At 31.9% G+C, this 14,738-nt stretch carries 16 protein-coding genes; 4 read left to right on the forward strand and 12 right to left on the reverse strand.

All coding sequences use genetic code 11. The features are described from left to right. Positions 1 to 75 precede the first annotated feature (75 nt). On the forward strand, positions 76 to 1,269 hold the full coding sequence (locus ACFFGL_RS05060) for a cadherin repeat domain-containing protein (protein ID WP_309728086.1): 1,194 nt from the start codon (positions 76 to 78) through the stop codon (positions 1,267 to 1,269). Positions 1,270 to 1,694: 425 nt separating this feature from the next. Then, complete coding sequence (locus tag ACFFGL_RS05065) at positions 1,695 to 2,276, forward strand: hypothetical protein (RefSeq protein ID WP_309728088.1); 582 nt, start codon at positions 1,695 to 1,697, stop codon at positions 2,274 to 2,276. Between the two features lie 6 nt (positions 2,277 to 2,282). On the opposite strand, the gene ACFFGL_RS05070 is transcribed toward ACFFGL_RS05065, so the two are convergent. From ACFFGL_RS05070 to hisS, 3 genes are all read right to left on the reverse strand, one after another. Continuing rightward, on the reverse strand, positions 2,283 to 3,455 hold the full coding sequence (locus ACFFGL_RS05070) for a response regulator (RefSeq protein WP_309728090.1): 1,173 nt from the start codon (positions 3,453 to 3,455) through the stop codon (positions 2,283 to 2,285). A gap of 1 nt (position 3,456) precedes the next feature. Next, positions 3,457 to 3,618 carry a hypothetical protein gene (locus ACFFGL_RS05075; protein WP_309728092.1) on the reverse strand — a complete coding sequence of 54 codons (162 nt, stop codon included), beginning with the start codon at positions 3,616 to 3,618 and terminating at the stop codon, positions 3,457 to 3,459. Between the two features lie 374 nt (positions 3,619 to 3,992). After that, complete coding sequence (gene hisS / locus ACFFGL_RS05080) at positions 3,993 to 5,363, reverse strand: histidine--tRNA ligase (protein WP_309728094.1); 1,371 nt, start codon at positions 5,361 to 5,363, stop codon at positions 3,993 to 3,995. A gap of 98 nt (positions 5,364 to 5,461) precedes the next feature. Here hisS and ACFFGL_RS05085 point away from each other — a divergent pair, with 98 nt between their 5' ends. Next, positions 5,462 to 6,703 (forward strand): ABC transporter permease, encoded by a 1,242-nt coding sequence (locus tag ACFFGL_RS05085; RefSeq protein ID WP_309728097.1) that lies wholly within the window; start codon positions 5,462 to 5,464, stop codon positions 6,701 to 6,703. An 11-nt stretch (positions 6,704 to 6,714) separates the two neighbouring features. Here ACFFGL_RS05085 and ACFFGL_RS05090 read toward each other — a convergent pair whose 3' ends face one another. The 4 genes from ACFFGL_RS05090 to rpsF all read right to left on the reverse strand — a co-directional run bounded on the left by ACFFGL_RS05090 (position 6,715) and on the right by rpsF (position 8,368). Further along, positions 6,715 to 7,191 carry a DUF6495 family protein gene (locus ACFFGL_RS05090; protein ID WP_309728099.1) on the reverse strand — a complete coding sequence of 159 codons (477 nt, stop codon included), beginning with the start codon at positions 7,189 to 7,191 and terminating at the stop codon, positions 6,715 to 6,717. A 75-nt stretch (positions 7,192 to 7,266) separates the two neighbouring features. After that, positions 7,267 to 7,716 (reverse strand): 50S ribosomal protein L9, encoded by a 450-nt coding sequence (gene rplI, locus ACFFGL_RS05095; RefSeq protein WP_309728101.1) that lies wholly within the window; start codon positions 7,714 to 7,716, stop codon positions 7,267 to 7,269. 13 nt (positions 7,717 to 7,729) lie between these two features. Then, positions 7,730 to 8,026 (reverse strand): 30S ribosomal protein S18, encoded by a 297-nt coding sequence (rpsR, locus tag ACFFGL_RS05100; protein WP_121665458.1) that lies wholly within the window; start codon positions 8,024 to 8,026, stop codon positions 7,730 to 7,732. 3 nt (positions 8,027 to 8,029) lie between these two features. Further along, entirely contained in the window at positions 8,030 to 8,368 is a 339-nt protein-coding gene (gene rpsF / locus ACFFGL_RS05105; protein WP_309728103.1) for a 30S ribosomal protein S6, read from the reverse strand. 159 nt (positions 8,369 to 8,527) lie between these two features. Between rpsF and ACFFGL_RS05110 the strand changes: the two genes are divergently transcribed. Further along, a complete protein-coding gene (locus ACFFGL_RS05110) occupies positions 8,528 to 9,250 on the forward strand; it encodes a LytR/AlgR family response regulator transcription factor (protein ID WP_309728105.1) in 723 nt (240 codons plus the stop codon). Here ACFFGL_RS05110 and priA read toward each other — a convergent pair. The 5 genes from priA to nadC all read right to left on the reverse strand — a co-directional run bounded on the left by priA (position 9,247) and on the right by nadC (position 14,688). After that, on the reverse strand, positions 9,247 to 11,697 hold the full coding sequence (gene priA / locus ACFFGL_RS05115) for a replication restart helicase PriA (protein WP_309728107.1): 2,451 nt from the start codon (positions 11,695 to 11,697) through the stop codon (positions 9,247 to 9,249). The two genes, ACFFGL_RS05110 and priA, sit on opposite strands and share 4 nt — an antisense overlap. Before the next feature lie 191 nt (positions 11,698 to 11,888). Beyond that, a complete protein-coding gene (locus tag ACFFGL_RS05120; protein ID WP_309728109.1) occupies positions 11,889 to 12,311 on the reverse strand; it encodes a DUF2147 domain-containing protein in 423 nt (140 codons plus the stop codon). A gap of 7 nt (positions 12,312 to 12,318) precedes the next feature. Beyond that, the gene (locus tag ACFFGL_RS05125) at positions 12,319 to 12,882 is read right to left on the reverse strand and encodes a chalcone isomerase family protein (RefSeq protein WP_309728111.1); all 564 of its coding nucleotides are present in this window, start codon (positions 12,880 to 12,882) and stop codon (positions 12,319 to 12,321) included. 27 nt (positions 12,883 to 12,909) lie between these two features. Then, positions 12,910 to 13,827: a YihY/virulence factor BrkB family protein gene (locus ACFFGL_RS05130; protein WP_309728113.1), complete on the reverse strand. Its 918-nt coding sequence runs from the start codon at positions 13,825 to 13,827 to the stop codon at positions 12,910 to 12,912. Positions 13,828 to 13,830: 3 nt separating this feature from the next. Next, entirely contained in the window at positions 13,831 to 14,688 is an 858-nt protein-coding gene (nadC, locus tag ACFFGL_RS05135; protein ID WP_309728115.1) for a carboxylating nicotinate-nucleotide diphosphorylase, read from the reverse strand. Between the last annotated feature and the right edge of the window lie 50 nt (positions 14,689 to 14,738).

Here is a 14,738-nt window from a genome sequence, read left to right on the forward strand (position 1 = left end):
TGAATATTTTTTTATTTTTTAACGGTTTGTTGTAAATTGATCGACATAATTTTCCTTCTATCAAAAATTTAATATATGAAAAAAATTAAAATCTTATGCTTAGCTTTCTTAGTTGCTTTTATTTCCTGTACAGAAAGTGACGATACGAGTGATCCTGTATCAAACTCTATTACTGTAAATGTTTCAGATTTCAGTACAACCATAAATGAAAATCCCGCTCCTAATACTACATTGGGAACTTTAACGGCAACTACAAATCAAGGAAGCTTAACTTTTACCGTTACCAGCCAAACTCCTGCAAATGCTATTGAAATAAATTCATCTACCGGAGAAATAACTGTGTTAGACGAAACGCTTTTTGATTTTGAAACCAATCCTGTAATATCAGGAATTATAAAAGTAGAAAATAGCGGAGTTTCAGATAATGCTAATTTTACAATTACGTTAAATGATGTAAACGAAAATACGACAACAAGTTTAAAATCTGTCACTATTAAACGGTTTGATAATAATGATAATGAAATACATTCGGTTAAATATACATTTCAAAATGATTTACTCATAGAAGTAAAAATTTCTTCTAATGGGAGTGTTGATAGTGCTCTGGCGGAAACTTACAGTAATGGTTTAGTTAAAAAAATGAAAACTTATTTATTAGCTGAAACAGAATATTTTTATGATAATGATAACCGCTTAATTAAAGCAATTTTGACAGGCCAAGATGGACCAATAGTACACGAATTTAATTATAATGGAGATGAAATTGAGTTTATTGGAAGATTATTTGGAGGAGGTAACCCAAGCGTTCATTATTTAAAATTAAATTCAGATAATTTAATTTATAAAGAATTGGTTCCAGGAAGTAATGACCAGACCTTCGTTTCTACCATTAACTATCAAAATGGAAATCCATTAACTGTTGATATGGCTAGTGGAACGTTAGACGAATATCAATATAGTTCACAACAAGGTTCCGATGCCTACAACTTTTACCAATATATTTTTGGTGAACACTGGAAAAACAATTTATTACTGGAAAGTGATGAATTTTCTAATTTAAACTATAGAGATAATGTAGTAAATTATATTTCTGATAATTATATCACTCAATTTAAAAGAACGTATTCAGATGGAAGCTTTTTCGGCTATAACATCACTTACGATTTTGATGCTAATTCGATGTTAACTAAAGAAACCCGAGACTATTTTGGAGATCCAGAATACAATTACAATCCCAAAAAAGTAGAAGTTTTATACGAATATCATTAAACTTTAAAAAATAAATATTTCACAAAAAAAAAGCACCTTAAAAAAAGGTGCTTTTTTTCAATCAATCATTCAATCAGTATAAAAAGTAATTAATTTCATTTGGCGAGAGGAGTTAGATAAAACTTCTTCAAAAGTATCTAGTAAATCGGGCGTCTCCACTACCGAACTCCTCTCATATAAAATAAGGTGAAAACTTTATGTAATTTATTTATTCTTAAAAATAAGAATTAACCATTTTTAAATTAAATTGAAGGAAGTAATTGGCTAAAAATTAACGGCAACACATAAAATTATTATAATGTATTTCTCAATTTTTCACTAAAATTAAAATTAATTCAAGAAGAAAAAAACAAAAAATTTAGCGAATTAAATAGCTATATTCCAGATAATTAATTAAATTTATATAAGTTCAAAATTTAATTATCATGAAAAATATTTATTTTCTTGTCGTTTTATTGTTCGTATTTTCATGTAATTCTGATGATGATGATGCGAAATTAGAAACCGATCCTGAAACTAATAAAATTGCACTATTAAAAGTAGATTTTTTAACAAATCAATTTGAAGGAGGAAAAGAGCTTGAATTCTCTGAAGCCGCAGATTTCACAATCTCATCTACCTATGAATCGCCTGGAGATTTTGGAAGCGTGCAATTATATTATGATGAATTAAACGAAAAAATTTTTGATGGAACAATTATTTGGATGGGAAAAGGTGAAATGAGTTTTCCTGAACAACTAAATTCTCCAAACACATTTGCTACTTTAACAACTCCAATTCAGCAACCTGATAATTCTTCCATCGAACTCGTGCAATATCATGAATTTTCATATTACCCCGAAAACATAGATTACACTAGTATTTGGAATGCAATCGATAATTTACAAATCGTAAAAAACTATAGAACTTCAAATCCAAATGCAAAAATTAATTTATTTCTCTACACGCCAAGCGTTGGTATGGGAGATCCGGCAGATTGGGATTGGTATATTTATTTAAAAAATTAGTAGTAACTATTCTATTATAGTATTGGGATACTTTGGAAATTTATCTTCAAAATTTGCTTTAATATCTGCTTGTTTTCCACTTTTATAAGAGGAAAACACCCGAGCAAAATCTTTTAATAAACGAATTTCTCTATTAAAGGAAACTTGATTTTTTTCAATTTCATTCTGTAGAGCAATTATTTTTCGCACACGAATTTTTTCAAAATCTTTTTTCCCAACATTTTCCCGTAAACGGATTAAACCCTCTATATCAAAAAATCTTCCACTTAAAAAAGATTGTCTAAAAATAATATCGGCTAATTTCTTATCGGTAACGTAAAAACCAATATTCATATTTTGAAAGCTACTTCCCGTTAAGAGCTTAAAAAGGGTTTTAAAAAACACACTATAATTTATACGAGGAGTTTTTGGTATACCTAAAATTACTTTATTTTTATAATAATCTAAATCGCTCGAAATTGTTTTTAATTCTTTATGCTGCGGAATAAACCAGGGTTGTAAATAGCCGATAAATCCTAAATTTAAACGAGATAAATATAGAACCGATAAACGTATAGCTTCAGACTTTTCAATCTTTTTCTTGAAATTATAAATAATTATATATTCCTCTCTTCCTTTTCTAATTTCCTTTAGCAATTCTAAGGTTTTATCTGTGCTTCCATTATTAGCAAAACAAAAATAATAACCGGTCGACTTTTTTATAAAATTCAGAAAAACTTCACTTTGTAATAAAGCTTCATCATTATGAAATGGAATTACCAACCCGATATAATTTTTTTCAATTGTCGCTGAATTATCTTGCGCAATCGGTTTATAATTTTCACCTAATATTTTTTGAACGCGCGCTAAAATCTCTTTTAACCCTATCGGTTTTTTTAAATAGTCATTTACGCCCAACTCAAAAGCTTTCATAATCGACTCTTCTTGGTAATTGCCTGATAAAACCATTACGGGAATGTTAGATTTTTTTTCTAAACGCACATATCTAATTATATCTAAACCCGAAACTAAAGGCATATTATAGTCTACAATAAGCAATTCCGGTTCAAACTCATCAATAACTTCTCGCGCTTTAGAAGAATTTGTAAGACCTTTAAAATTATAACCTTCGTTTCCTAAGCTTTTCCCAAGCGGATAAAGCGTTAGTTTCTCGTCATCGATTGCCAGAATTCTTTTCATCCTAATTATTTTTCTTTACTTTCTGATAGCCTACAATTAAACCTGTTGCTCCCAATACACCACTCATAAAAAAACTCCAATCGCAACAAGAATCAATAATAATTCCCAAAAAATATCCAACTACAAAATAATTTATTATCAAACACGCATTTTCTTCGTCCAAAGATTTTAATTTTTAAAATTATTCCGGGGGAAATATTTAAGGCAAAATTAAAATATTAAATTTAATTTAACCTATTTTTATGATTTTAATCGAATTTAATTTAAAATATAATAAATTACAAATTGGTATTATCGACAAATTGCGGATTAATTCGCTAAATAGATACTAAAAATTTTAAGTAAAGTAAAATGGAATTATAGAGGAACCATTCAAAAAAACTTTGTAACATCATTTTTAAAATGCCAAGCAACAAAAATCGGTATAAATCGGAAGCTCAATTAGGTGAAACTAGAAAATCATAGTATTTAATTGAAATTTTTAAATAAAAAAACCTGCCAATTGGCAGGTTTTCTTCTTTATTGCATTCTAATTTTTTATTTCACTTTTCCAATTAAATCAGCAACAGAAACTGAAAATTGCTCTCCGCTTTTCATATTTTTTAGGGTAAACAATTCACTTTCTATTTCTTTACTTCCGGCAAGCACCACAAATGGAATATCACGTTTATTTGCATGATTCATTTGCTTTTTCATTTTTGCTTCATCAGGGTAAAGTTCTGCATTAACCTCCGCAGCACGCAATTTTTTAATCGCTTTCATCGCATACAAAGCTTCTTTCTCACCAAAATTTATAAAAAGGACTGTTGTATTTTGTTGCGCTTCATTAGGAAATAAATCCAGTTCTTCTAACACCAAATAAATTCTGTCGAGGCCAAAAGAAATACCAATTCCGCTCATATTTTTTAAGCCGAAAATTCCGGTTAGATCGTCATAACGACCACCACCACCAATCGAACCCATTTTCACCTTTTCCGGTGCAGCAACTTCAAAAATAGCACCGGTGTAATAATTAAGTCCCCGTGCTAGGGTTACATCTAAATCTAAGCTTGCGGTTTGTAACGGCATTTCTTCAATGGCTCGCTGAATAAATTCTAATTCTTCAATTCCTTTTTTACCTTCTTCAGAATCAGCTAAAATATTTTTTAAGCCCGAAATTTTTTCAGCAAAAGTTCCTTGTAAAGAAAAAATCGGATCAATTTTTTGAAGTGCTTCCGTAGAAATTCCTTTTTCCAGCATTTCTTTTTTAACGCTTTCCTCCCCTATTTTATCAAGCTTATCGAGCGCTACCGTAAAATCGATTAGTTTATCGCTTTCGCCAATTACTTCAGCAAAACCAGATAAAATTTTACGGTTATTAATTTTTATGGTCACATCTTTTAAGCCTAAATCTGAAAAAATGGCATCATATAATTGTACAAATTCTACTTCTTGCCACAAACTTTTACTTCCTACAACATCGGCATCGCATTGATAGAATTCGCGAAAACGTCCTTTTTGTGGTCGATCTGCTCGCCAAACTGGCTGAATTTGATAGCGTTTAAATGGAAATTCAATTTCATTTTGATGCTGAACAACATAACGCGCAAAAGGAACGGTTAAATCGTAACGAAGCGCTTTTTCTGATATCTTAGGCGTGATTTTTAAACTATCTTTTTCAGAATATAAATCGTCTTTTACTTTCTTTAAAAAATCGCCACTATTCAGAATTTTAAAAATTAATCGGTCGCCTTCTTCGCCATATTTTCCCATTAAAGTTTCAGAATTCTCAAAACTTGGAGTTTCAATAGGCTGAAAACCAAAATATTGAAAATGACTTTTTATGGTTTCAATAATATAATTTCGTTTGCTAACTTCTGAAGGTGAAAAATCTCTCGTTCCTTTAGGTATTGTTGGTTTTTGTGCCATAACTTTGTTTGTGAACGCAAAGATAATTAAACAAAATACATTTTTTAAGTAACTTTCCCGTTAGAAAATCGTCTTATGGGTAAACCCGAAAAAAATTTATGTTCTCACTGGTAAAAGAAAATATAAGAATTGCACTTAACAGTATTAAAAGTCAGCTTCTTAGAACTATTTTAACCGTTTTAATTATCGCAATCGGGATTTCTGCACTTGTGGGAATTTTAAGCGCGGTAAATGCTTTAGAAAACACCATTTCGAATAATTTTGCGTCAATGGGCGCGAATACGTTCAATATTCAACGTTATGATTTTACTATCCAAACGCGCGGTCAAGGTGAAGAACGAAAAATAAACCCGATCATTGGGTATAGAGACGCGAGAGCTTTTAAGCAACGCTATAATTTTCCGCAGACGCAAACCTCAATTTCTTTTACCGGAACGCGTGCTGCTGAAATTAAATATAACGATGAAAAAACAGATCCTGAAGCAAATGTTTTAGGTGTAAACGAACATTTTTTAATCAATTCTGGACTTGAAGTTGAAGAAGGAAGAAATTTTTCGGTGTTCGATATCGATAACAATTCCAATGTTTGCATAATTGGCGGGGATATACAAAAAGCGCTGTTTAAAGGTTTCAACCCAATTAATAAAAGTATTAGTATTCGCGGCGCAAAATTTAAGGTAATTGGTGTGTTAGAAAGTCAAGGTTCTACGTTTGGAAATAATGAGGATTTACGCGTTTTAATTCCTATTCAAAAAGCCCGTTCACTTTTTACACAACCTTATACAAATTACGACATTAGCGTAAAAGTAAAGGACAAAAACTTTATGGAAGCAGCGCAAGATGAAGCGATTATCACTTTCAGAAATATTAGAAAACTCGAACCAAAAGAAGATAATAACTTCGGAATTGAACGTAGCGATAGTTTAATTAATCAGATTTTTCAGATTACCGGCTATTTAGATTTTGCGGCTTGGATAATTTCGATCATTACCATTTTAGGTTCTTCTATTGCATTAATGAATATTATGCTGGTTTCGGTAACTGAACGTACGCGAGAAATAGGAATTCGGAAAGCGTTGGGCGCAAAACGAAATACGATTGCTTTTCAGTTTTTTATTGAAACCATCATTATCGGGCAGTTAGGCGGTATTCTAGGAATACTCATCGGGATGCTTTTCGGTTTAATTGTAGCTTCCATTGCCGAGTTAAATTATGCTATCCCGTGGGTTGCGATAATTTGGGCCACGTTAATTTCTTTAATTATCGCGATAATTTCAGGAAGTTATCCGGCTTCAAAAGCGGCGAAACAAAATCCTATTGAATCGTTACGATATGAATAATAAAGTAAAAATTACTCTACTTCTATCATCTTTTCAAAATACTGGTATAATTCGCCTTTGGTAATATTTCCTCCTTGCTGAATAAGTACAAAAATATCTTTATTCCGATCTTCGGTAATGGCTTTGGTTGAAGTATAAATTGTAACATCATTGTTTAACAGATTATCTTGTAACCAACGGTAACCTTCTTTTGTGCGAATATCGATCGCGTCGTTTTCAACTTTAATCCCGATTAACGACATTTTAGCTTCATCGATTTTAAATAAAAATAATTGATTTTTAGAAAGGTGTTCTACATAATTGGCTTGGTTTAAAACGCCTTCCCAAACTAAATCGCTAAACACGTCTAATTCATCTTCAGCAACTTGGGGTTTATTCTTTTTAATATCTTGCCACTGGTCTGCAGTAATCGATTGCGATGCTAAAAAGTTAATGAATTCTTGGTTTAATTCATCGAACTGTTCTTTGGTTAAACGGGCATATTTCATAGAATAATTTTTATGATTTTATGGTATAAAAAAGCCCACCCAAATTGGGTAGGCTTTTATTTTATTTTGAATGAATTAAGCTTCGCTTACTACATCAAAAGTAAGAGTTGAAATAACTTCTCGGTGAAAACGTAGTTTAGCTTCATACTGACCTAAACGTTTAATGTTTCCTCCTAAGATAGAGATATATTTCTTGTCTATATCTACTCCTTCTTTAGAAAGTGCTTCACTTAAATCTCCAGCAGTTATACTACCAAATAATTTATCTCCAGCTCCGGCTTTAGCGGTAAGTGAAAGATCTAAATTATTTACTTTTTCTGCTTGTTTTTCTGCTTCATCTATGTGCTTTTTCTCTTTATAAGCGCGTTGCTTTAAAGTTTCATCAAGCATTCTTTTAGCCGATGGTGTTGCAAGTTCTGCATACCCATGAGGAATTAAATAGTTTCTCCCGTAACCATTTTTAACAGTTACCACATCATCTATAAATCCTAAATTTTCGACGTCTTTCTTTAATATCAATTCCATAATGTCGTTTCTTTTATTTTAATAAATCACCAACGTATGGCATTAAGGCTAAATGACGAGCTCTTTTTACAGCTACAGAAACTTTACGTTGGTATTTTAACGAAGTTCCGGTTAATCGTCTTGGTAAAATTTTACCTTGCTCGTTTACAAATGACATTAAGAAATCTGGATCTTTGTAATCGATATACTTGATTCCTGATCTTTTAAAACGACAGTATCTCTTTGTCTTTGTAGTTTCTATGTTAAGCGGAGTTAAATATCTAATTTCTCCGTCTTTCTTTCCTTTTGCTTGTTGTTCAATAGATGACATACCTTAGGCTTTTTCTTTGTTACGTTTAACTCTTTTTTCTGCCCAAGCCACAGCGTGCTTGTCTAGTTTCACGGTTAGAAAACGCATCATACGCTCATCACGTCTAAACATTAATTCTAAAGGTTCGATAACCTCACCGTCAACTTGGTACTCAAATAAGTGATAAAAACCACTTTTTTTCTGCTGAATTGGATACGCTAATTTTTTTAAGCCCCAATTCTCTTTGTTTACCATCTTTGCTCCTTTAGAATTAAGAAAATCTTCATATTTCTTAACTGTCTCCTTTACCTGGTCATCAGATAAAACGGGATTCAAGATGAAAACAGTTTCATAATGATTCATAAAATACTATTTTGTTTAAAATTGACTGCAAAACTAAGTCTTTTTTTTCTTTCAAACAACAGAGATTTTCATTATTTTTTCAAACTTTAATCGCATCTTTAGAATAGTTTTATTATTTTTGAAGTCAGACTTTTATGCCAACTAATAGCTAAACTTATTTTGAAGCAAACAAAATTGAAATGTATCGTTGTAGATGATTCGAGTTTACAAAGACTCTCGATCACCAAATTAGTTAAAGATCATCCATCCCTAGAATTAGTTGCTGAGCACAATAATGCTTTAAAAACCAAAAGTGCGCTGCAAAATATAAAAGTAGATTTACTTTTCTTAGATATAGAAATGCCTATTCTTTCTGGGTTCGATTTATTGGATAATTTAGACTATAAACCAGAAATTATTTTTGTTACCGGAAAAACACAATATGCTTTTCAAGCTTTTAATTATAAAGCGGTAGATTATTTACAAAAGCCTGTAAGTAAAGAGCGTTTTTTAACTGCTGTTGACAAGGCGTTAGAATTGTATGGTTTAAAACATGACCAAAATACAAATGACGAAAATTATATTTTCATTAAAAGCAATTTAAAAAAGCACAAACTTTACCTGGATACCGTTAAGTATGTAGAAGCTTTTGGAGATTATATGAAGGTAATTACCGATGGAGAAAACTATACAGTATTGTCCACTATGAAAGCTTTTGAAGAAAAATTACCGAAAGAACAATTTCTTCGTGTACACAAATCCTATATCGTAAATCTAGATCGTGTTGAGCATTACAACAGCAAAATTGTTAATATAGAAAATCAGGAAATTCCGTTAAGTAGAAACAGAAAACGAAATCTTGAAAAAGCGTTAGAAGAAATTGCTAATAAAGCTGCTACTTAATAAGGATCTACATTTGCAATCACTCTTATTTTTCTAAATTGCGCGATAGAATTAAACGTTTTTAGTGACTTTTCTATAAATTCTTTTGTTTTTCCGAGTGACTGTTTTGCAGGAATTTTAACCATAATATTTTTATAATATTCATTTCTAATTCTTGCCACCGGTGGAAATTCGGGTCCCAAAACATTTTCTTTAAACGCTTGTCGTAACGCTTTCGCTAACCAAGCTGAAGATTCGTTCACTAAATTGTAATCTTTTCCTTTTAAAGTCAGTTTTATTAAGCGATAGATTGGCGGGTATTTAAAGTTATAACGATCATCTAATTGTTCTTCAAACATTTTCTCATAAGCATTAGAAGAAACCTGCTGAAGAATTTGATGATGAGGATTGTAGGTTTGAATTAAAACCGTTCCTTGTTCTTTTGTTCTTCCTGCTCTTCCCGCAACTTGCTGCAATAATTGAAAACTTCGCTCGTGTGCTCTAAAATCTGGGAAATTCAGCAAACTATCGGCGTTTAAAACGCCTACTAAATCTACATTTCTAAAATCTAAGCCTTTGGTGAGCATTTGCGTCCCCACCAAAATATCAATAGCTTGTTGTTCAAATTTATTGATTATTTTTTCGTAGCCATATTTTCCGCGCGTGGTATCCAAATCCATTCGACCGATGTTTTTTTCAGGAAATAAGGCTTTTAATTCGGTTTCAATCTGTTCGGTTCCAAATCCTTTTGTTGAAATTTCTGAACTTCCACACGCCATACATTGCAATTGCATCGCGATATGATAACCGCAATAATGACAACGCAAACTATTATTATGTTTATGATAGGTTAAACTTACATCGCAATTCGGGCATTGTGGCGAATGCCCGCAAGTTAAACATTCTAAAATAGGCGAAAAACCTCTTCTATTCTGAAATAAAATTACTTGTTTTCCTTCCGCTAAAGTTTCCTCAATCGCTTTTAATAACCGATCTGAAAAATGGCCAGTCATTTTCTTTTTCTTATATTTTTCCTTTAAATCGACCAACTCAATTTTTGGCGGAAGCACATTTCCGAATCTTCGTGATAATTCTACGTAAGCATATTTATGGTGTTTCGCATTAAAAAAACTCTCCAAACTTGGCGTAGCCGAACCCAATAAAATTTTTCCTGAAAATTGCGCCGCTAACACAACCGCTGCATCGCGCGCATGATATCTTGGTGCGGGATCGTACTGTTTAAATGTACTTTCATGTGCCTCATCTACAACGATTAAGCCTAACTTCTGGAAGGGTAAAAAAATGGAAGATCGCGCTCCAATGACAATTTTCCCTTTGGTTTGTTCTAACACATGTTGGTAAACTTCAACACGTTCGTTTATTGAATATTTACTATGAAAAACCAACACTTCATCACCAAAATAATTTTGCAAACGTGTTATTAATTGGGTTGTTAAAGCAATTTCGGGCAATAAATACAAAACCTGTTTTCCTTGCTGAATTACCTCTTCAATAAGTTTTATATAAATTTCTGTTTTTCCTGAAGATGTTACCCCGTGCAACAAACACACATTTTCGGTAGAAAAAGCCGTTTTAATTTCGGAAAATGCTTGTTGCTGAAATTCATTGAATATTATTTTTCCTGCTTCACTTCCACCTTCAAAACTTACCCGATCTTGTTTAATATAATATTCTTCTAAAATATTTTTATCGATTAATGTTTTTATAGTTGAGGCTGAAGCTTGGCTTTCTTTCTTCAGCAACTTTACATCGATTGGTTTTTTAATTTTTGCTTGTAAAGAGAAAAGCGTTAAAATTACGGTTCGTTGTTTTGGAGCTCGGTTTAATTCATCTAAAAGTGTGTTTAATTTTTTTTCCTCTTTATAAGCTGAAGCTAATTTTACGTAGCGAATTAATTTTGGTTTGTATTGTTTATTTAATTCTTGGTTTACAATTACCGCATTTTTTTCAACCAATTTATTAATCACCGGAAGCACGCTTTTCTTTTCTAAAATTTGCATGACTTCTTGAATTTTTAATAAAGATTGGTTTTGTAAAGCTTCATAAATTAATAATTCTTCATCGCTTAATTTTTGTTCATCTATTTCAGTTTTTTTATTTAGCTCGATAACTGTTTCGCTTTCTAATAAAAAAGCACTTGGTAGAGCGGCTTTTAAAACCTCGCCTTCGGTACACATATAGTATTTTGCAATCCAGTTCCAGAACTTTAACTGATTTGGTGTTACGAGCGGTTTTTCATCTAAAATTTGTTCAATAGGTTTTGCTTCATATAACTGCGGAGCTTCCTGATGAATTTTTGCGATAATTCCTGTGTAAACTTTTGTTTTACCAAATGGAACAGCAACACGCATTCCTACCTGCAAATTTTCTGCAAGATTTTCGGGTACATAATAAGTAAAATGATTCGCTAACGGAAGTGGTAAAATTACGTTGATAAATACAGACATATACTTTTAGAATATATTACAAAAATAGATTTCTTTTAAAAATGCTTGCAAAAAAACGGGATTTATCTAACAATAAATTACCTCGAGGCAAGTCCAAGCAGTATTCTCAGGAAAACTATTTGGCGGTGCGAATAAAAGCATAAAAAAATCCTGAAGTTTTATCAGGATTTTTACAAATAAATTAGTTGAAGTTAATCAACGCGTTCCCAGTGAACGGTTTTATAAAAAAAACCTACATAACCGCGAATATTTAAAATATCGGGGTTTTCTTCATCTAACCACATTTTAGAATCGTAAACTTTTCCATTTACAGGATTTGTAATGGTGCCATCTACAAATTCATCATCTTCTTTTGTGAAATTTTTCAATAACACTAAACCTTCAACTTTTTCGTCTTTATCTTCTCCTTTACATTTTGTACAACGTTTATCACGTTTACTTTCTTCGAAAATGCGGGTAATTTTTCCGAACACTTTTCCATCTTCTTGATAGATATTTACGATAGAACGCGCTTCGCCGGTTTCCTCTTTAATGGTTTTCCAATTCCCAAAAATATCTTGAGCGTGGAGATTTACAGCAAATAGAAAGCTGACTAAAATTAATGGTATTTTCAAATTTATATTATTCACCTAGCATCGCTTCTTTTAAATCATCATCGGCAGGACGGTTTGAAAGCCAAATTCCGAAAAGTGCTTTTTTAAATTCCATTCCTTTTACAAGTCCTTTTTCTTCACCGTTTTTATACGCCACTACTCCACCTCTATCGGGTTGATAAGTAATATCGAACACATCTCCTTTTTGAATTTCATCTTTAAAAAGACCTATAAACTGATCGATTTCTTTGCGAATAGGTCCTGTGTTATCGTTGGTTGAATTTTCAAAACCTTCTTCTACAGCATCTATCATTTTCTTGCTGCTGATTAATTTTGAAACGATATGTAATTTTACCGCCATCGCATCTTTCGAGTTAACAATAGCTTCTGGATTTGAAGATTTTTTTGTTAAATATAAACCGCCGGCATATAAATCTATCCATAATTTTTCACGCACTCCGGCTCCGTTTAAAATTAATTTATGCGTTCCAAAAGTTTCTGAATTGGGAAGTTCTACACCTCCTACTTTGGTTTGCGCTGACGTAAAACTAATCGCGCAAACGGCTACTAATAGTACAACAATATTTCTCATTCTGTTAAGTTTTATGTGGTTAAGTTATTAAAAATTTTTCTTTAATCGTGTTATCGATGCATTTAATTCGAACCCTAACAACAAAATATTAGAATTTAACCAGATGTAAAGCATCAAAATTAATAATGCACCAATCGAGCCATAAAGCTCATTATACGAACTAAAATTTTCAATATAAATTGAAAACAGAAAAGTAGTGAGTAAAATAAGTAGTGTTGTAAATAATGCACCGACTGAAAAATAGCGAGCGTGTTTTCCTTCTTTTGTTCCAAAATAATACAAAATCGCTACCGCATTGTAAATCATTAAAATAAACACGACATATCGACCAATTTGTGCCCAAATTATATTATCTGAAAATACGCCCAAGGCTTCTAAATCTTCAATAATATAAGTAAGGTAAACAAATACAATTACTGTAATTAAGAGTAAAAATGCGATAATAATCGATACAATAACCGCTACCATATATTGCCTTATAATCGATCGGTTTATAGTAGTGTGATAAGAATACTCAAAACCTGTAAAAATAGCATTTACACCATTTGCGCTTAAAAAAATGGAAAGTAAAAACGCAAACGATAATAATCCCCCCCGAGGAGTTTTAGCAATATCTAAAAAAACTTCACTAAAAAAAGAGGTTTGTGGTGGCAATAGCGTATCGATAAAAGCAAGTAATTTTAATTGAAAATCGTCTATAAACCACACAAAGGGAATTAAATTCAGAATAAAAAGTAAAAACGGAAACAAGGCCATAAAAAAACTAAACGCAATAGCTCCCGCTCTTGTGGTAAACGTTCCTTTAACAATTCCTACGGAATAAATTTCCCATAAATCGTATAGGGAAAGTCCTTGCAAACCGGGTAGAATAATTTTCTTGCATTTACGTACAAGCCAACTAATTATAGGAATTTTTTTAAGCTCTTTTTCTACCTCTTCCGACATTAATTATAGTGCTTTTAAACTCAAATCTAAATTATAAACAGAATGTGTAAGCGCGCCGCTTGAAATATAATCTACGCCACATTCTGCATATTTTCTAGCGGTTTCTAAAGTAATTCCGCCACTGGATTCTGTTTGGCATTTATCGCCGATTAATTCAACTGCTTTTCTAGTATCCTCATAATTAAAATTATCAATTAAAATTCGATGAACACCGTCATTGCTCAAAATCTCTCTTATTTCAGTTAAATTTCTTGCTTCAACAATTATTTTTAAATCTAAGTCTTTTTCTTTTAAATAGCTTTGAGTTTTCTGAATAGCTTTTGAAATTCCACCAGCAAAATCTATATGATTATCTTTTAGCATAATCATATCGTAAAGTGCAAACCGATGATTTTCGCCACCACCAATTTTTACCGCCCATTTTTCTATCGCACGAATTCCCGGCGTTGTTTTTCGGGTGTCTAATATTTTGGTTGAAGTTCCTTCCAATAAATCTGCAAACTCTTTTGTTTTTGTGGCAATTGCGCTCATTCGTTGCATCGCGTTTAAAACCAAGCGTTCAGCCTTTAAAATCGATTGACTTTTTCCTTCTACATAAAACGCGATATCTCCTTTTTTAATCGCTTGTCCATCTGCAATTTTTTCTTCCATTTTTAAATCGGCATCTACGTATTTAAAAACTTTTTTGGCAAAATCTACGCCGGCTAAAATTCCATTTGCCTTTACCAACAATTTTGCTTTTCCGGTTGCATTTTCAGGAATACACGCTAACGAGCTATGATCTCCATCGCCAACATCTTCACGAATGGCATTGGCAATAATTAAATCTATTTCTTTCTGAAATTGTGCTTGGCTAATCATATTATCAGGTTATTTTTGCTAAAGTAACAAAGTAATCGCTAACAATAAAG

Source organism: Mesonia maritima, assembly GCF_042433895.1.
Classification (GTDB): domain Bacteria; phylum Bacteroidota; class Bacteroidia; order Flavobacteriales; family Flavobacteriaceae; genus Mesonia; species Mesonia maritima.